We start from the raw sequence: 18,445 nt of genomic DNA, 5'->3' as shown, positions 1-18,445 counted from the left end.
ACTCGGCCTCAGCATTATCCCTGGGACCGTCCGGGGCGGCTTCACATCGGCAGGCAAAAGCTAAACCCTGCCTGCACTACTCGACACCCTGCTCCATCGTCATGCGTAGTGCAGGACAGCGTTTGCACGCGCACACAGCACTGAACATACGAGGGAATTCTTGACTTTCGACGAGACTACGCCGGATCTGACCGTGGTGATTCCGGTCCACAACAGCGGGCCCGTTCTGGCGCCCGCCCTACAGGAATGGCGACGTTACCTCCAAGCCGGCCGTACCGAGATCATCATCGTGGAGAACGGTTCCTCCGATGACAGCTATCTGACTGCTCTGAAGAACGCAGAGGACACTCCGTTTGTCTCGTTCCAGGTGCTGCAGAGCCCCAAGGGAATGGGAAACGCCCTGCGGTGCGGAATTGCCGCCAGCAAGGGCCGCCGGGTCCTGCTGACCGCGGATGACCTGCCGTTCGGATTCACGGATCTGGAGGCCGCAGCCGCACTCCCGGAGCAGCCCCTCCTCATCATCGGGTCCAAAGCGCATCCCCGCTCCCAGGCCGGAAGAGGACTGCTGCGCAGCCTCAGCACGGGCGGGTTCAAGGCCGCACGCCGGCTGATCCTGGGCTCCAAGATCGGAGACTCGCAGGGCACCATGAATGTTGACGGCACCTGGATCCGCCAGATGCACCAGCACTTCGATGATCCCGGGTTCCTCTTCAGCACGCAGATCGTGCTCGCCGCGGAGGCCCAGAAGCAGTCCATTGCCGAGGTGCCCGTTACGCTCACCACCGTGCAGGGCGAAAAAGAGACAAGCGTCAAGCCCAAGGACGTCGTCAAAATGGCGGTGGGGCTGGGACGCCTTCGCCGGCAAAAGCGGCGCTTTGCCGTTCGCCCGCAGCCGGAGGCGGCCGGAAAGTGAGCCAGCCAGAGTCCATGCCCGATGCCCCGATCTCCGCGCCCCCGACGAAGCGGCAGAAGATCCTAGATTTTGCTCGGCGCGCACTGCTGGTCCTCGTCTTCGCGGCGGCAGTCTACGCAATTTTCACCCAGTGGCCCGAGGTAAAGGCCACCGTCTTCTCCATGGCCTGGTGGCAGGTTGCCGCGGCTCTGGTTCTGTTGATCCCCGGCGTCCTCCTGGGCATGATGATGTGGCGCGTCATCCTTCTCGGCGTCCTGGACAGCGATAAAGCTGCGGGTGCCCAAAGAGGCGATCTCAACAAGATTTATCTCATCGGCCAGCTTGGAAAATACGTCCCGGGCTCGGTATGGGCCTTCGTGCTGCAGATGGAGCTGGGCCGCAAGCAGGGGCTGGGCCGCGCCCAGGTTTTCGTCGCGTCTCTGGTCAGCACGGGCATTACCGTGGGTGCCTCGCTTGTCGTCGGGGCCCTGGCACTGCCGGCGCTGGGGGAACAGCAGCCCTCGCTCCGCTGGCTGTACATCCTCCTGCCGGTGGTCCTGCTGGCCATGCACCCGCGGGTTGTCACCTTCCTGGTCAACCTGGTCCTGCGCATCTTCCGCCGGGAGCCGCTTCCGACGCCGATCAGGGCCAAGACCATGATCCATTCCTTTATTCTGGGCGTCGGCATGTATGCCTTCTTCGGCATACACCTGTGGCTGCTTTCCAGCCATGAAGCCGGATTGGAACCGGGAACACTCTTCTTCCTGACCGGGGCGCTGGCCCTGGGCATGACCACCGGCGTTGTGGCGTTCCTGCTCCCCGCGGGAATCGGAGCCCGGGAAGCGATCGTCGGCCTGGCGCTGGCGTCCGTCATGTCAGTCGGAGCGGCCACTGCGATCGCGCTCCTCTCCCGCCTGCTCTTTACGGTGGCGGATCTCCTTTGTGTCGGCGTGGCATTCCTGTCCATCAAACGGGGACTGCCGGGAGAGCGTGATTGAGCCTTCCATCCCCTCCGGAAGCAGCTGAAGAAGATACCGCTTCACTCCGGCAGGCGCCGCCCTCCGCGCTGCGAAGGCTTGCCGGCGGCGTCTACGGTCAGGCTGCTGCCACAGCGCTGCTCCTGGGGGTGCTCACCAACAGCGGAAACCGCGGTCTGCACTCCGGCCTGCCCGGCGGATACAGCGCAGGCACCGGCGACCACTATGTGCTGTCCGCCCTGGGGCTGCACTGGGCGGACCCCAGCAGGTACGCCGGCGACTGGTTCCTGGAGGCCGCACCGCAGCCGCACTGGTTTTTCGATTCCCTGACCTACCTGGGCAGTTCCCTGGGCATTCTGGGCACGGTCTACGTACTCTTCTGGTGTTCCGGGCTGGCAGCCTTCGGCCTGGCCGTTTCCTTCCTGAGCCGGAAGTGGGCGCCGAACACGCCGTGGCTGTTTGGCGCGGCTACAACCGTCCTCGCTTCGCTCTCACCGTGGATGGTGGTCGGGACCGGATCCTCCATGCTGGCCCTGGCGATACCGGCCGTTGTGTCCGCGAACCTCACCCTGCTCTTCATAGCCGCCGCCCTCACGGGGCGCGAAAAGTGGATGCTTGCAGCAGCCGTGCTGGCCGCCGTGGTCCATGTGCAGCAGGGAGCGGTTGTGTCCGTCCTCCTGGCCGCCCTGATCCTTGTGCAGGCCCTGCACCGCCGCACCCTTCCAAAGGCCGCCGCGGCCGGCCTGCTCCTCACCGCGGCCATCGTGCTTGGCGGGCTGGCGGCACGGCCGGTGGCGGCAAACACCGCTGACTTTGTCGATATCTGCAACGAGCTGATCGCGTATCACTGCGCGGCCCAGCTCTGGGGCAGCTCCGCGGTGATCTTCTCGGTAGCGATCATTGGACTCGCACTTTTAACTTTCCTCTACGAACCTTTCGGCGGACGGACTGTCTGGGCCGCCGTCGTCGGCCTGCCGATGGTTGGGCTGTTCCTCGGCCTCATGGCCAACGTCCTGTCCGTTCCGTTCTTCGGGGAGCTGGCCCAGGGGTTGAACGTCTACCGCCTGGGCGCTCTGGTGATGCCGTTTGCCGTCATGGCACTCCTGCTGCCCGTCTTCCGCCTGAGGACCAGGAACCTTCCGGCAGTTCTCCTGATTCTGGTCCTGACCTGGGAGTACCTCTTGGACGGGTCATGGCAGCCCGTCATCCCCTTCAGCGCCCTTTTCGCCGGGGCCTACCTCCTGCTGGTCCTGATCCCTGTTGTCCTGCGGTCCCGCCGCCCGGAAATCACCGTTCAGGCCACGCGCTGGTGTGCAACGGCCCTGATCGTGCTTTTCCTCGGCACTGCGGCCGGTTCCGGCGGGTTGACGCTTCGCGGCCTTCAGACCGGGTACATCCCCGATTCTGATATACGTGAATGGGGTGAAGCCGTGGAAGAAGTTGTTCCGGCTGGTGAAAGCCTCCTGGCTCCGCCGCTGGCAGCCTACGTACGTGCGGCTACCTACCGCGGCGTCATTGCGGACTGCAAAAACATCCCCTACGGCGGCGAGCCGTGGGTTCAATGGCAGGAGCGCCTCGGGGAGATGGGCGGAGTTGACCAGTGCCGCCAAGGTGACCCCCGGGCGTACAACAGCCTAAGCTCTGAAGAATTGGACCGTATCTCGGAAAGATACGGCGTCAGCTACATGGTTCTGGAGGGCGGCCAGGCGGAGCGCCTTCCGGAGCTTCAGAGGCTGGGCTGGTCCGCAGTGTTGAACCCCGTCAACGCGATCCAGAACGTGGTCCTCCGCAAGACCGGGTAAGCCCGAGGACAAGTCAGCAGCCCAGCACAAGCACCAACGTCGCAAGTTAGGAAACAATGGCGTCCCGAGTTCCAGGCACGGCAGTAAAAACGGACAGAAAGTCCCTGAAGGATTGGCACATCGCTGTGCTGGTCCCGCTCATCACCGTGGCTTTGTGTTTCATTCCCCGGTTGTTCAGCCCCACGTTCTTTTATTGGGACGACACCATGCAGTCGTTCCTTCCGGTGTGGCGCAGCCTGGGCGAGGAGCTCCTGAACGGAAACCTCGAACTCATGGACCCCGCCGGCTGGGTGGGCGGAAACTACATCGCCGAAGTGGGTTACGGGATCTGGAATCCGCTGAACCTGCTGAACTTCATGGCCGTGGCCAACATCAGCAACCTGGCCCTGGCTTCGTTCATTGTCGTGGCCGAGTTCATGGCCATCCTCGCCCTCGGCACCTTCCTGCTGGCCCGGAGCTACGGAGCCAACAGGTGGCTTGCGGCAGCCGCAGGCATCGCCATCCCGTTCAGCGGGTTCACGCTCTTCTACGAGGCCGCCCGCTGGCCCGGCGGCCTCATGGCCTTTGCCTGGGTCACCCTGTTCTGGTGGTCGCTGCGCAGGGCCATGCACGGAAACCGCAATCCCCTGCTGCCCTTCCTCCTGGGCTTCCTGACCATGACCGCCGGGAACCCCTACGGCGCCGTCGGAATCATCGTGGTCTGCGGTGCAGTCGGCGTTGAACTCCTGCTCACCCGAAAGAGCAAGAGACTGGTCACCCTGTTCTTCCTCGCACTGGCGGTGGGCCTGACGGCAGTGCTCGTGTTCTTCCCCCTGCCCCTCTCCGCAGAGGTCACCGCGCGTACCAGCAACATCATTGCGAATGACATGTTCCTGGTTCCGGGAATCGGCGACCTGACCGCGCTGAGCATGCCGAACTACCGGCCGCCCACAAGCAACTTCTTCGGAGCCATCGAGTCCGTTCCGTCGGCCTTCCTGGCCTGGTTTATCCTGCCGCTGCTGCCCTGGTTGAACTTCCGTTCAATTGCCGCCCGAAGCCGCCAAATCTCCAGTCTGTACATCGTCACCGGCGTGTACTTCCTGCTGGCCTACGCTCCTTCGCACATCCTGCTTTTCCGCTGGCCGCTGCGCCTCATCGAGTACTTCTACCTCGGCCTGTTGGTGATCTTCGTCGTCGTCCTGTCCGCCGGGCTCAGCGCCACCAAGTTCAAAGCCAGGCTGGTGTTCGCCCTGGCGATCGTGGCCTTTGGCGTCTACCGCGCGTGGGCCATCTACCCGGACGGACTGCACAGCCAGCTGCTCATCGGGCTCTACATTGCCGCCCTGCTGGGTCTGGCGCTCTTCCTCTGGCGCCGCGCGGGCTTCCCCGGGCTCGCCGCAGTCATGGTCTTCGGGACGGCCTCCATCCTGGTGTTCCAGAGCTACGCCTTCATCCCGGCAAACCCGGTCGCGGCCCTGGGGTCCCCCGTTGACGTCGAGGTGCTGGAAGAATCAACGGAAAGCTACGAGGGCAACACCCTGCAGCTGATGACCTTCAACGGGCTGGAAGCGCCGGCCTTCGTGAACGGGTCCCTGCTGTACGGAAACCAGATCCTGAATGCCGGGGTCGATAACAGCCTCAACCGTTACAGCGGCATCAGCTACATCACCTACGTCAACGCGCTGTGCATGAACTACCGGGGCGAGACGTGCCCGGCTGCGTACGACCAGCTGTGGAATGATGCCTCCGAGAGCATTCCGGTGCCGCTGGCGGACGTACTGCGGCTGGAGACCGTCGTTGTCCAGAAGACCCTGCTGGATGTGAACGCCGCACCGCTTCCCGCCGGCTGGGAAATCGTCGAGTCGGACGAGTACCGCGATATCCTGCGGCGCCAGGAGCCCCTGGAGTTCCCGGGAACCGTTTCCTGGGCGTCACCCGGGCTGGACGTCCTCTCCGCGGAACAGGACGGGGATGCTGAAACGGTCCGCGTTTCGGCTCCTTCCGGCGGAGAGCTCGTCTTCGCCCGGCTGGCCTGGCCCGGCTATTCGGTCATCGTGGACGGCGCCGTGCAGGAGGTCGATGAAGGCCCGGCAGGCGTTGTCACGGTCGATGTCCCCCAGGGGGCATCCGAAGTGAAGCTGGAGTTCACTCCCCCGGGCCTCTACCTCGGTCTGGGAGCCATGGGCGTCGGTTGGGGACTGGCGTTGCTGCTGAGCCTCATCCATGCCGTCCGTTCACGGCGCGGCCGCACAGCGCAGCCAGCCCCCGCCCCCGGACCCCGGACCCGGGACCGGGCCGCAGTACGGGTACCGGACAAAGGGTAGCGCTCCGGCCCGGCTCTGAAAGCAAGGAGGCCGCTCATCCGGCCGGCAGGCCCCGCCTGCCGCCCGGACGGGCGGCCTCTGCCGTTCCCGGCCTCCCTGCCCGCACTGCCGCGGGCGGGCCGCCGCTGCCCTGCCCACCGCGGCTACCCTGCCCACCGCGGCTACCCTGCCCACCGCGACTACCCTGCCCTCCCCCGGCTACCCCGCCCACAGCCCGTTGAGGAACAGGTTGGCCCACCAAAGCATGGCCCAGAGGGACAACAGCAGGTACACGGACAGCGCGGCCCTGCTTCTGCGCAGGAGGTAGGCAATCCCTATCCACAGCGGCCACCACAGGAGCGCTGAGCGTGGAACGGAATAGAAATATGTCGAGGTGGCCAGCAGCAGGACGTTGAGTCCCACAAACACGCTCTCTCCGTAGAGCCTCCGGTAAATCAGCACGCCGGTGACGACAACACCGGCGGCGGCCGCAATCACTTCCGCGTAACCCATCACGGAGGGTCCGCCGGTGGGCGGGTAGGTGCCGACGGTCATCTGCAGCGCGGTCCACGGCCATTCAAAGTGCCGGCCCCAGTATTTCTGCGCGCTGGTGTAGGCCAGCAGGTCGCCGGTGATGGAGGCCAGATAGGCCATCCACCCGGCCAGTACAACCGCGGGGATGACCAGGAACAGCCACGAATCCCGGCGCGGCCGCGGCTGGCGTCCGCCGTCGCGGGCCCGGTACTGGGTCAGCCACAGAACGAGAAGGGCCGCCAGCAGGAAGGCACCGGAAATCCTGACCGTGCAGGACAGGGCGCAGAAGACGGCGGCGGGGAGCCATTTGCCGCGCATGCCGAAGTACCAGGCTCCAAGGCCCACGGCCAGGAACAAAGATTCGGTGTACGGCGCGTACAGAAAGATGGCCGGCGGGGCCGTCACGAACACTGCGGCGGCTTTGAGCCCCAGTCCGGGAAGGTAGGCGTCAGCTATTCGCCGTATCCACACGGACGCCAGGGCTCCGGAGACGGCGGAGATCGCCAGGCCCGTGATGATGGAGGAAAGCCCCAGCGCCATGCCCAGGCGGAGCAGCATCGGCATGGCAGGAAAAAACGCATACAAGGGGGCGGCCGTGGAAGCGGTTCCGGGTTCGGGGAGATACCCAAGCCGGGCGATATCGTCAAAGTGGACGTAATCGAAGCGGGCAAACTGCGCCGCCACACTGCTCAGCGTCGGCTCGCCGGAGGTCAGCTGATAGCTGTTGTAGACGGCCAGCGAGGCAACTACGGCGGCACCAAAGAGCCAAATTCCCACGGCCGCAGCATCCCGGTTCAGGTCTGCCGGTCTGCTGGCAACGCGATGCCGGGCACTGCTGTGGCGCATAGGTTCCTCCGCTGAAAGGCTGGAACCAATCGTAAAGGGTCACGCCGCTGCGTACATGCGACGTGACCCTTCTGCCTCGAAAATACGGGTGATTACAGTTTTACGACATTTCCCGTCGCAGCGGATTCGAGCACGGCTTCCGCCACGCGCAGCGTGGCGAGTCCCTCCCACAGTGTGACCACACGCTGGGACTTCCCCAGGATCGCATCCCGGAATGCCTCATGCTCCATCTTGAGGGGCTCGCGCTTCGCCAGCGCAAACCGGGTGCTGGAGCCTTCGGCAACGCCGCGGAAGGCTGCCATGGACTCCCACTCCGTCTGGAAGGTGCCGTTCTCAATGAACGTGAGGTCAGCGGAGATGGTGTCAGCCACGAAGGCGCCGCGTTCCCCGAGCACAACCGTTGTGCGTTCCTTGAACGGCGAGAGCCAGTTCACCATGTGGTTGGTAATGATGCCGCCGTTCAGATGCCCGACCGCTGACACCATGTCCTCGTGTTCCCGGCCGCTGCGGGAGGTGGTCCGCGCAAAGACATCCTCGTAGGCGGACTGGGCCAGCCACGCCGTCAGGTCGATGTCGTGCGTTGCCAGGTCCTTAACGACGCCGACGTCGGCAATGCGCGCCGGGAACGGGCCCTGGCGGCGGGTGGAGATCTGGTAAACGTCGCCAAGCTCGCCCGCTTCAAGGCGTTCCCGGAGGTTCTGCAGGGCAGGGTTGAACCGTTCGATGTGGCCCACAGCGCCAACCAGGCCGGCGTCCTCGAACGCCTGGGCAATCCGGGTGCCCGAGGCCGAGTCGTTGGCGATCGGCTTTTCCACCAATGCGTGGACTCCGGCCGCTGCGAGTTTCAGCGCGATTTCTTCGTGAAGGACCGTGGGCACGGCAACAACGGCCATGTCCAGGCCCTGCTCAATGAGCTCATCCACGCTTGAGCAGACCGGCAGCCTGTCGGCGACGCCGTGGGGGTCTCCGAAAGAGTCGGCTACGCCCACCAGGTCAACGCCGTCCAGCTCACGCACTACGCGGGCGTGGTGACGCCCCATCATTCCGAGCCCGATCAGGCCCGCACGGAGGTTTGCCATTACGCGCCTGCCCTTGCAACCTTGTTGACCGCTTCGACAATGCGCTCAAGGTCATTCTGCGAGAGGGACGGGTGCACCGGCAGCGACAGCACCTCTTTCGAGGCGGCAGCGGTCTGCGGCAGGTCCTTGTCGACCTGGTACGGTGCCAGCTCGTGGTTCGGGACCGGGTAGTACACGCCGGAGCCAACGTTGAATTCTTCGCGGAGCGCCCGGGCGAAACCGTCGCGGTCTTCGGTGACCCGGATCGTGTACTGGTGGTACACATGTTCGTAGCCCTCGGCGACCTTCGGGGTGGCTACGCCTTCGAGGTTCGCATCGAGGTAGGCCGCATTGGCCTGCCGCTGCTTCGTCCAGCCCATGACCTTGGTCAGCTGGACCCGGCCGATGGCAGCGTGGATGTTGGTCATGCGGCAGTTGAAGCCCACCAGCTCGTTCTCATACTGGCGTTCCATGCCCTGGTTCCGCAGCAGGCGCAGACGGCGCTCCACCTCGGCATCTCCGGTGCTGACCATGCCGCCCTCGCCGGAGGTCATGTTCTTTGTCGGATACAGGCTGAAAGTTCCGAAAGTACCGAAGGTACCCACCCGGCGGCCGTTGACGGCGGCGCCGTGAGCCTGTGCCGCATCTTCGAAGAGCATCAGACCGTGGTCATCGGCGATCTTGGAGATGGCGGGAACGTTGAACGGATGTCCGTACAGGTGCACGGGCATGATGCCCTTGGTCTTGTCCGTGATGCTCGCGGCAACCGACGCGGGGTCGAGCCCGTAGTAGTCCGGCTCGATGTCGGCGAAGACGGGCGTGGCACCGGTCAGCGCAACCGAATTCGCGGTGGCGGCAAAGGTGAAGGAGGGAACGATGACCTCGTCGCCGGGGCCGATTCCCGAAGCCAGCAGGCCAAGGTGGAGCCCGGACGTGCCGGAGTTGACTGCAACGGCGCCTCTGCCGTCGAGCAGGACTTCGGCAAACTCATTTTCGAAAGCAGCGACTTCGGTCCCCTGTGCCAGTTGGCCCGAGGCAAGCACGGCGTCAACAGCTTGGCGTTCCTCCAAACCGATAATCGGTTTTGCAGGAGGAATGAAATCCTGATTCATCATTTTGCCTCTCGGAGAGTTTCGTTTTCTTCAATAAATTTCTGGCCGGTCTCGGGACAGGTCCACTGTCCCCCGTCCTGCACCAGCGGGATCCCGGCCTTGCCGACCCAGCCCAGGCGACGCGCGGGAACGCCCGCGACGAGCGCGAAATCCGGGACATCCTTGACTACCACGGTGCCGGCGGCAACGGTTGCCCAGGCTCCGATGGTCACCGGAGCCACACACACGGCACGGGCACCGATGGAGGCGCCGTCCTTGATGGTGACGCCCACTGCCTCCCAGTTGTCCGCGCTCTTGAGTGAACCGTCCGGGTTGACCGCCCGGGGGTAAGTGTCATTGGTGAGAATCACACCGGGGCCGATAAAGACGCCGTCGCCGAGTTTCGCGGGCTCGTACACCAGCGCGTAATTCTGGACCTTGCAGTTCTTCCCCATCTGCACGCCGGTGCCGATGTAGGCGCCCCGGCCAATGATGCCTCCGGATCCGATGACCGCTTCTTCGCGGACCTGGGCAAGGTGCCACACTTTGGTGCCTTCGCCCAAAACCGCGGTGTCAGCGACATCCGCACTGTCGGCTACGTTGTTTGCCAACTTGATTCCCCGTCCTCACCCGTCATCCGGGTGACGCTAAATAATCTATCGGTTGGGCTTCGCCGGTCCCCCCGGGCCGCAGGGGCCGCAGGGTGCCTGTGAAGCATCTGTTCTGCCGGGTGCTGTAAGGAGCGCTCCGGCGCTAGCTGCGCATGCGCCGCACCACGTCCGCCACCGGCGCATCCATAACAACCCGGCCGTGTTCCAGCAGGACCCCGCGTTCGCAGATCTTGGCCACCAGGTCCAGATCATGGCTGACGACGACGAGCGTTTTGCCTTCCTCTGCCAGTTCACGGATCTTGGCAATGCACTTCTTCTGGAAGGGTTCGTCGCCCACTGCAAGGATTTCGTCGACGAGGAAAACTTCCGGATCCGTGTGCACGGCTACGGAGAACGCCAGGCGAAGGTACATGCCGGATGAATAGAATTTCACCTCGGTGTCGATGAACTGCCCGATTTCCGAGAACTCGACAATGGAGTCGAACTTCTCGTGGATCTCGGCCTCGCTCATCCCGAGGATTGCACCGTTCAGGAAGACGTTGTCACGCCCGCTGAGGTCGGGGTGGAATCCGGCCCCCACCTCGATGAGTCCGGCCACCCGGCCGCGGGTGCCCACGGTGCCGCTGTCCGGGAGCATGACTCCGGATATCTGCTTCAGGAGCGTCGACTTCCCCGAGCCGTTGAGGCCCAGCAGTGCCACCGACTCGCCCTGCTTAACTTCCAGGGAGACGTCCTTCAGTGCGAAGAACTTCTCGGACAGGTCGCCCTTGCGCCCTTTGACGAACCAGACAAAGGCCTCTTTGATGGACCGCGTGTGCCGAAGGACAAACTCCTTGGACACGTTGTGCACTTCAATTGCTGTGGACACGTTTAGAGCTCCTGTGCGAAACGGCCTTCGAGCCGCCGGAAGGTAAATTGCCCCAACAGAAGGACAAGAACGGACGTGACCAGTGCCACCGGGGTCCACAGCATGATGAGCGACGGCGGTGTCTCGGCGATGACCGCTGCTTCATCCCACCCTGTGGTCGGAAGCCAGAACGCATGGTGGAAGAGCTCCACCGCCGTGGTCAGCGGATTCATCTGGTAAATGGTCAGGGCCGTGGGGCCCAGCGAGTCGCGGACCATTTGCCAGTGGTAAAGCACCGGGGACGCCCAGGTGGCAATCATGAGCAGCATGTCCACAAAGTTCTCGGAGTCCCGGAAGTAGACGTTCACTGCCCCGAAGAACAAGCCCAATCCGGTGGCCAGCAGGGCAACAATCACGAATCCGGCGATGGCTGCCGCAATTTCCGAAATCCCCGGCCGCCAGCCCGTGAAGAGCGCGGCGGCCAGGAGAATCAGCAGCTGCGGCAGGAAATGCACTGCGGAGACCCAGACCGATGCCACGGGAAACAGCTCCCGCGGCAGATAGATCTTCTTGATCAGCCCGCCGTTTCCCACGATGGACCGGGAGGCATTCCCCAGCGCCTCGCTGAAGAAGTTGATCAGGATGATGCCCGAGAACAGGTAGATGGGAAAGTTCGGCGTGCTCTCGTTGAGTCCCAGGAAGACACCCAGCGCAAACCAGAACACCAGGAACTGCACACCGGGTTTGACGTAGGACCACAACAGCCCCAGCACCGAGCCGCGGTAGCGGACCTTAAGCTCTTTCGCTACAAGCAGCTTCAGCAGGTAGCGCGACCGCAGCACGTCGCGCAGGCCACCCCCGGATCCGGGGGTGACAAGTTCACCGGTAGACAAGCTTATTTACTCTCTTCCGAGTGCTTTTCGAAGGTCGCTTTCCAAGCCTCCATGGACGTGATCTCCGGAAGCGCCTTGCGGTACGTCTGACTCAGCTTGTGCCAGTCCTTCAGGATTTCCGCATTGAGGCGGGCACCTTCGGCCAGCAGTGCGCGGAGCTTGCGCGGATCGCGCTGGTACCAGGAAGCAGCCGTACCGTCGGCGTTGGTGACAACCGCACTGTCGTACTGGGACATCCGCCACCAGCGGTTGTCGAGGTGAGCCACACGTGCCTGGGGGCGTTCGATGCTGGACTTCGCGACGGGCTTGGTCAGCTGGCGGACGATCGTCTTGGCTGCCCACGGCACGAGCGTGACGTACGACGGCGCTTTGAAGCCCTGTCCGTGACGCGGCGGCTTGACCATGCCCGGGCGCGGGAACGCTTCCGGATCCGATTCGAACCGGGCTTCGGAGTATTCCTTGCGCATCGCCTGGATGGCCGGCAACCTGGTGGGCAGGATGTCGTGCAGCTGGTCAGGCCCGGCAATCAGGTCCTTGAGCGCCATGACCCGGCCCTGGGCGGTGAAGTACTGCATGGAGATCAGGTGCTTGATGTCGATGAAGCTGCCTTCCCGCACTACCCGGCCGCCCCGCGGGTAGGGGCTGTGCAGCAGGGCCGTGATGATGCGGTTGCGGCTGTGGAAGTAGGCCTGCCAGTCGACAGCGTCATCCTTGTCCGCCCAGGTGATGTGCCAGACGGCAGCACCGGGCATGGAGACCGTGTTGTAGCCCGCAGCCTTGGCGCGCAGCCCGTACTCGGCGTCGTCCCACTTGATGAAGACCGGCAGCGAGAGCCCGATGTTGCGGATGACTTCGGTGGGGATCATGCACATCCACCAGCCGTTGTAATCCACGTCGACCCGGCGGTGCATCCATGACGTGGTGCGCAGGTTGGTGCGGGCGAAGTCGTGGCCGAGCACCTGCTCCTTGAGCGGGTGGTCCGGCTGGAAGCGGAAGAGGTTGACCGTCTCGCCGAAGGTGTGCAGCACCGACCGGTTGTAGAGGTCAAACATATGCGCGCCCACGATGGTGGGAGTCCTGCAGTGGTCGGCAAAGGTGAGCATCCGGCTGATGCTTTCCGGTTCCATGACGATGTCATCGTCAAGGAGCAGCGCGTAGTCGCTTCCGTTTTCCACGGCTTCGTACATGCCGCGGGCAAAACCGCCGGAGCCGCCAAGGTTTCCCTGGTGGATCATCCGCAGCTTGCCGCCCAGGGCAGCCTCGGCTTCGGCGAAGCCCTCGGCGTCCACGAGCTTTTTGGTGCCCTGGTCAACGATGAGGACTTCGGCGACGTTTTCCAGCGCCTCCGGGTTGTCAGCCAGGATCTTCAGGTTGTTGAGGCAGAATTCGTTCTTGTTCAGGGTCGTGATCTCAAGCGTGATCGAGCCCGGCTTCTTTGCCGCACCCGGTGCCAGCCATCCGGCCTCGACAATTGCCATCGGTTCTGTTCCGGCAACCACGTCGAACCAGTACCAGCCGCCGTCGCCGAAGGGCTTAAGCGGCAGATCGAAGGTGGAAACGGTACCGTTCTCGACGCGCCGGGTCTCCACGTGCTGGAGGGACCCGCGGGCGTTGGACTTGTAGACGCTGATGGCGCCCGCGCCCTTGGTTTCGACGCGGAGGCGTACATTCTCGACGTCGGTCCAGCGGCGCCAGTAGCTCGCGGGGAAAGCGTTGAAATAGGTTCCGAAGGACAACCGCTGTCCGGGGCGCGCAATGGTGCCGGTGCGGGAGAGGAAGTCCTCAACATGGACCTCGCCGCCCGATGCGGACGCCTCGGTGCTCTGCGTGGTGGTCGACTTCATCATGGAGCCGTCCATGGTGTTGAACTGCGCTCCCATGGCGGAGCCGCTGTCCACGTACAGCAGGGCAGTATCCATCTGGCTCTGGTCAGGGAAAATTACCCGCTGCAGGGTATGCCACTGCGAGGATTCCCCGGTGGTGCCCTGCTTCTCTTCTGTCTTCAGCTGGCTCACGCGTCAACTCCTCCGCTTTCGAGCTTTGCCCCGCCGGTGAAGTGGGGCTTGATCTTATTGTCGTACATCGACAATGCCGATCCGATCGCCATGTGCATGTCCAGATACTTGTAAGTGCCCAGCCGGCCGCCGAAAAGGACTTCCTTTTCGCCCTTTGCGAGGTCGCGGTAGGCAAGCAGCTTTGCGCGGTCTTCCGCCGTGTTGACGGGGTAGTACGGCTCGTCGCCCTTCTCGGCAAAACGCGAGAACTCGCGCATGATGACGGTGGCGTCCTTGGTGTATTCCCGTTCCGGGTGGAAGTGACGGAACTCATGGATTCGGGTGTAGGGAACGTCCTCGTCCGGGTAGTTCATGACCGAAGTGCCCTGGAAGTCCTCAACCGGGAGCACTTCCTGCTCCAGGTCGATGGTGCGCCAGGACAGGTCCCCTTCGGCGTAGTCGAAGTAGCGGTCCACGGCTCCGGTGTAGACGACGGGCACCTGGCCGCTTGTGGCATCGCGGGAGAACTCATGCCCGTCATCAAAGAAATCGGTCTTCAGGTGGACCTGGATGTTGGGGTGGTCCGCCATCCGCTCGATCCACGCGGTGTAACCGTCGACCGGCAGGCCCTCGTACTTGTCGTTGAAGTACCGGTTGTCGTAGGTGTACCGAACGGGCAGGCGCGAGATGATCTCTGCGGGCAGGTCCTTGGGATCCGTCTGCCACTGCTTGCCGGTGTAATGCTTGATGAACGCCTCGTAGAGGGGCCGGCCAATCAGCTGGATTCCCTTGTCGTTCAGGTTCGAGGGGTTGGTGCCCGCCAGCTCGCCTGCCTGCTCCTGGATGAGTGCCTTCGCTTCGGCGGGACCCATGGAGGCGCGGAAGAACTGGTTGATCGTGCCGAGGTTGATCGGCATCGAATACACCTCGCCCTTGTGGCTGGTGTAGACCTTGTGCACGTAGTTGGTGAAGTCCGTGAACCGGTTGACGTACTCCCAGACGCGTTCGTTGGAGGTGTGGAACAGGTGTGCTCCGTAACGGTGCACTTCGATGCCCGTCTGGGCTTCCTTTTCACTGTAGGCATTTCCACCGATGTGGTGGCGGCGGTCCAGGACGGCTACTTTCAGGCCCAGTTCCTTGGCGGCGCGCTCAGCCACGGTGAGGCCGAAAAAGCCTGCTCCGACGACGACGAGGTCAACGTTCACTTATTTCTCCTGTTAGATACGGTATGGCCGAACCGGGCGCACACCCGGTTGCAAGGTTAGCCGAGTTTTTCGGATGGGGACATTTGGGGCAGGTGTGTCTACCACCCGACAAGGCTTGCAAATCTCCGCCCAAGTTCCGGCGCCATGGTGGAGACATACGTCTGGGTCAGGTGGTTGTCGTCCACGTAGACCCTCACGTTTCCGATGACAGCGGAACAGACACCGCCGGGACAAACCAGGTCATCGACGTCGAGGAGCCTGGCGTCGGGAAGGGCAGCCTGCAGGGCGTTCAGCGGCTGGGAGGGGCTGCGCACCGAATAGTAGGGCAGATTGCACTCCGGGGCGTCTGCTCCGTAGTCCTCTGCACACCCTCCCATGTGGAAGTCGTGCCGCGGATTGTCGCGGATACCGACAAAGGTCATCCCCCTGTCCATGACTTCCCGGGCCATCTGTACCACCCCGCCCGGTATGGTCTCGTACGGTTCTTCCACGGTCGAATAGGTGGCGGTGGTGACAACCGCATCGGCATTGAGCTCGGTGACGTAGTCCAGTGCCTGCTCGTTCCGCTCATTGCACGAATCCGGATAGTTGTCGTGGTGGGTCTCAAACTGGCACCCGCCCTGGATGAGGGCAATCAGTGCCCAGTTTCTCTCCGCCGCTATCGGCGCCAAGCCGGCAAGCCACTGCTGGACATGGCTGTTCCCCACCGCCACGACGATCTTGTCGGGGTTCTCCGGGCTGACGATCTCAGAGCACCCGCTCCCCTGCAGGGCCGCCGCCCCGCTGGCATACCGGGTACAGGGAGTCTCCAGGCTCACGTAGTCCTTGGCTCCCGCTTCCGGGGTCGGCAGCAGGGGCGCCTGCGGATCACCGGCGTAGACGTAGTCCGGCGCCAGGGCGGCGGCACCCGGATTATTCAGCTCCGCGCTGGCCTGTGCCCGCTCGGACTGAACCCGCAGCCCCTGCTCCCAGCCGGCAACGGGCGCGGCGACGAAAGCCAGGCACAGGGCAATCACCACGGCGGAGCGCCCCGAGTTCCTGTTGGCCCATTCGGCGGAGCGCAGCGGCCGCTCCACCAGCCGGGTGGTGAGGTACGCCAGTAAAAGTGAAAGACCGATGACGGCCGTTCCTCCCACCGGCCCCACTTCTTCGCGTCCGCGCCAGATCAGATAGATCACCAGTACCGGCCAGTGCCACAGATATAGGGCGTAGGACATGTCACCTAGCCGGATCAGCGGCCTCCACGACAGCAGGCGGTCGGCACCGAAGCGGCTGCCGGTCTGGCCCGCTGTGATGACCAGCGCTGCTGCCGCCAGGGGCCACAGTGCAACGTACCCCGGAAACTGGCCCTGCACATCCAGCAGGAAACCAACGCTGAACATGATGCCCAATCCCAGCCAGCCTGCCATGATCCTCAGGCTCCGCGGCAGCTTTACATACGGCAGGGCAAGGGCCAGCAGGGTGCCCAGGGCGAATTCCCAGAGGCGGGTGCGGGTATCAAAGTAGGCGTGGGCCTGGTTTCCGTAGGTCTCGGCGATGGAAAAGCTGAGCGACACAATGAATACTGCGCCGAAAACAGCCAGCACAACGCGGCGGAAAGGGATCCTGCCGGTCCTGGCCAGGAAGGCCGATGCAGCGAACAGCAGCGGCCAGAGAATGAAAACCTGCCCCTGAACTGACAAGGACCAGAAATGCTGAAGGGGGCTGGCCGTACTGTGGTCCACCGCGTAGTAGTCCACGGATTCAGCCGCCAGGAGCCAGTTCTGGAAATACAGGAGCGAAGACCAGCTCTGGGAGAGAATTTCGCTCCACCTGCTCTGGGGGACGAACAGCCCCGTCGCGGCCAGGACGCCGGCCAGCACCACGGCAACCGGCGGCAGCAGACGCTTGAACTGGCGCAGCCAGTACCGCCCAAGGTCCAGGGGCAGCCCGGATTCAACCTTGCGAATGAAGGAAAGCGTCAGCAGGAAAGCGGAGATCAGCAGGAATATATCGACCCCGCCGGAAACCCGGCCAAACCAGATGTGATAGGTGACGACCATGAGCACGGCCAGAGCGCGCAGCCCCTGGACTTCGGGCCGAAACGGGGACTTGTGTTCAGTCGGAGGGGTAACACCCACGGTGCCCCGGGGGGGTTCCGTTTGTAGCTGCGACACAAAGACCTCTCATTGGAACAGGCGATTCAGCCATAGACTCTACCCCCACACCCTTGGCGACCCGGGCTTCCGCCCGCCGTCACCGGCCCGCCCACAGGCCCTGCCGCTTCCATTTTTATGGAACCGTCCTGCATAGCTCTGCGGCGTCCTGGCGCGGTTCCGCGCGTCGTCCGCGCGTACCGCGGGGCGTCCGTGAGGGCAGGGGAATGCACGGGAAACCCGGCACCGGAAACGGTCAGGCTGTGGCGGAATGAACACGGCAGCCCAGCGGCCACGCGTGCCGGAAACGGCTAGAACGCCTTGGGGTCGCCCGAGATTTTGCTGGTGTGGTCAAGCACCGGCCGGGTGAACAGCAGCAGGAGCACTGCCGCAGCCGGCAGCAGCAGGAGCAGGCCCGTCAGGATCACTCCGCCCTGGAGGGTCGGCACGGCGATCACCACCGCGAAAAGCTGGAAGACCAGCGTGCCGGCCCGGGTCCAGCGGTATCCGCGGAAGAAGAAGTGGCCGAGGGCCAGCAGCCAGATGCCGGCAGCCGCGATCAGGACCGTCGTGAAGACGGCGCCTCCCATGGAGACCGGCGCAACGGTGAGGAGGTTGTACACGTACCAGCCGGCCACACCCAGCAGGGCAAGGGCTTCCAGGACCAGAACGGCGGAGATTATGAAAACTGCCGGCGGACGCGGGGCCGGATGACCGGCGCCCGGGTGCGGCTCTTGGGGTCTTGACACACTGGCACACTACCGGAGATAGTCGGAGGACGCCCAAGTCCCCGGTCCCCCACCCGGGGCGCTGTGATGCATCCCTCATGGTCTGGCGCAAAGTAAGAGCATATTAACCCTTGTCTGGGTTTCCTTATCGTGGAATCCTAGTAGTTGGGGAAATCAGGGGCCGGAGCTGGCCCCTTTCGTTTGCAGTTGCTCGTGAATGTTTTCACAAACACGTGGGAGTCAACTATTAGAGGAGATTGTGATTAGCATGGATTGGCGGAGCCGCGCAGCGTGTCTGGACAAAGATCCGGAGCTGTTCTTTCCTGTGGGCAACACCGGCCCGGCTCTTCTTCAGATCGAAGAAGCCAAGAGTGTGTGCCGCCGATGCCCGGTTATGGATACCTGCCTCCAGTGGGCTATCGAAACCGGCCAGGACGCAGGCGTCTGGGGCGGTATGAGCGAAGACGAGCGCCGTGCGCTGAAGCGCCGTGCCGCACGTGCACGTCGCGCGTCCTAGGGACGTACTACCTGCGGACATTTGTCCGGAAGA

Annotated in this window: 15 protein-coding genes; 5 read left to right on the top strand and 10 right to left on the bottom strand. The window is 63.7% G+C overall.

Annotated elements, in window-relative coordinates; genetic code table 11:
* Positions 1–160 precede the first annotated feature (160 nt).
* From WKB88_RS05760 to WKB88_RS05745, 4 genes are all read left to right on the top strand, one after another.
* Positions 161–913: a glycosyltransferase gene (locus WKB88_RS05760; protein WP_341393574.1), complete on the top strand. Its 753-nt coding sequence runs from the start codon at positions 161–163 to the stop codon at positions 911–913.
* Complete coding sequence (locus WKB88_RS05755) at positions 910–1,890, top strand: lysylphosphatidylglycerol synthase domain-containing protein (protein ID WP_341393573.1); 981 nt, start codon at positions 910–912, stop codon at positions 1,888–1,890. Before WKB88_RS05760 ends, WKB88_RS05755 begins: the two co-directional genes overlap by 4 nt.
* Positions 1,887–3,671 carry a hypothetical protein gene (locus WKB88_RS05750; protein ID WP_341393572.1) on the top strand — a complete coding sequence of 595 codons (1,785 nt, stop codon included), beginning with the start codon at positions 1,887–1,889 and terminating at the stop codon, positions 3,669–3,671. Before WKB88_RS05755 ends, WKB88_RS05750 begins: the two co-directional genes overlap by 4 nt.
* A gap of 125 nt (positions 3,672–3,796) precedes the next feature.
* Positions 3,797–5,974, top strand: coding sequence for a hypothetical protein (locus WKB88_RS05745; RefSeq protein ID WP_341393571.1), 2,178 nt, complete (start codon positions 3,797–3,799; stop codon positions 5,972–5,974).
* Positions 5,975–6,172: 198 nt separating this feature from the next.
* On the opposite strand, the gene WKB88_RS05740 is transcribed toward WKB88_RS05745, so the two are convergent.
* The 10 genes from WKB88_RS05740 to WKB88_RS05695 form a co-directional block, all read right to left on the bottom strand.
* Positions 6,173–7,264: a hypothetical protein gene (locus WKB88_RS05740; protein WP_341393570.1), complete on the bottom strand. Its 1,092-nt coding sequence runs from the start codon at positions 7,262–7,264 to the stop codon at positions 6,173–6,175.
* Between the two features lie 161 nt (positions 7,265–7,425).
* On the bottom strand, positions 7,426–8,412 hold the full coding sequence (locus WKB88_RS05735) for a Gfo/Idh/MocA family oxidoreductase (RefSeq protein WP_341393569.1): 987 nt from the start codon (positions 8,410–8,412) through the stop codon (positions 7,426–7,428).
* A complete protein-coding gene (locus WKB88_RS05730; RefSeq protein ID WP_341393749.1) occupies positions 8,412–9,503 on the bottom strand; it encodes a DegT/DnrJ/EryC1/StrS family aminotransferase in 1,092 nt (363 codons plus the stop codon). Before WKB88_RS05730 ends, WKB88_RS05735 begins: the two co-directional genes overlap by 1 nt.
* Positions 9,503–10,093, bottom strand: coding sequence for an acyltransferase (locus WKB88_RS05725; protein ID WP_341393568.1), 591 nt, complete (start codon positions 10,091–10,093; stop codon positions 9,503–9,505). The genes WKB88_RS05730 and WKB88_RS05725 overlap by 1 nt, the downstream gene beginning before the upstream one ends.
* Positions 10,094–10,235: 142 nt before the next feature.
* Positions 10,236–10,961 (bottom strand): ABC transporter ATP-binding protein, encoded by a 726-nt coding sequence (locus tag WKB88_RS05720; protein ID WP_341393567.1) that lies wholly within the window; start codon positions 10,959–10,961, stop codon positions 10,236–10,238.
* A 2-nt stretch (positions 10,962–10,963) separates the two neighbouring features.
* Positions 10,964–11,833, bottom strand: coding sequence for an ABC transporter permease (locus WKB88_RS05715; protein ID WP_341393566.1), 870 nt, complete (start codon positions 11,831–11,833; stop codon positions 10,964–10,966).
* Positions 11,834–11,835: 2 nt separating this feature from the next.
* Positions 11,836–13,752: a glycosyltransferase gene (locus WKB88_RS05710; protein WP_341393748.1), complete on the bottom strand. Its 1,917-nt coding sequence runs from the start codon at positions 13,750–13,752 to the stop codon at positions 11,836–11,838.
* A 92-nt stretch (positions 13,753–13,844) separates the two neighbouring features.
* On the bottom strand, positions 13,845–15,032 hold the full coding sequence (gene glf / locus WKB88_RS05705; protein WP_341393565.1) for a UDP-galactopyranose mutase: 1,188 nt from the start codon (positions 15,030–15,032) through the stop codon (positions 13,845–13,847).
* A 98-nt stretch (positions 15,033–15,130) separates the two neighbouring features.
* Positions 15,131–17,152: an acyltransferase family protein gene (locus WKB88_RS05700; protein ID WP_341393564.1), complete on the bottom strand. Its 2,022-nt coding sequence runs from the start codon at positions 17,150–17,152 to the stop codon at positions 15,131–15,133.
* 326 nt (positions 17,153–17,478) lie between these two features.
* Positions 17,479–17,916, bottom strand: coding sequence for a hypothetical protein (locus tag WKB88_RS05695; RefSeq protein WP_341393563.1), 438 nt, complete (start codon positions 17,914–17,916; stop codon positions 17,479–17,481).
* A gap of 247 nt (positions 17,917–18,163) precedes the next feature.
* Between WKB88_RS05695 and WKB88_RS05690 the strand changes: the two genes are divergently transcribed.
* Positions 18,164–18,412 (top strand): WhiB family transcriptional regulator, encoded by a 249-nt coding sequence (locus WKB88_RS05690; protein WP_104052537.1) that lies wholly within the window; start codon positions 18,164–18,166, stop codon positions 18,410–18,412.
* Positions 18,413–18,445 lie beyond the last annotated feature (33 nt).

Origin of the sequence: Arthrobacter sp. G119Y2, assembly GCF_038069765.1 — a bacterium.
In the GTDB taxonomy this organism is placed as follows: domain Bacteria; phylum Actinomycetota; class Actinomycetes; order Actinomycetales; family Micrococcaceae; genus Arthrobacter_B.
This window is presented reverse-complemented; position numbering and strand designations above follow the sequence as displayed.

Excerpts from the sequence above, each read along its gene's own strand:
- WKB88_RS05735 (WP_341393569.1), bottom strand. The coding sequence starts at position 8,412 with ATGGCAAACCTCCGTGCGGGCCTGATCGGGCTCGGAATGATGGGGCGT.
- WKB88_RS05730 (WP_341393749.1), bottom strand. The coding sequence starts at position 9,503 with ATGAATCAGGATTTCATTCCTCCTGCAAAACCGATTATCGGTTTGGAG.
- WKB88_RS05710 (WP_341393748.1), bottom strand. The coding sequence starts at position 13,752 with ATGGATACTGCCCTGCTGTACGTGGACAGCGGCTCCGCCATGGGAGCG.
- WKB88_RS05690 (WP_104052537.1), top strand. The coding sequence starts at position 18,164 with ATGGATTGGCGGAGCCGCGCAGCGTGTCTGGACAAAGATCCGGAGCTG.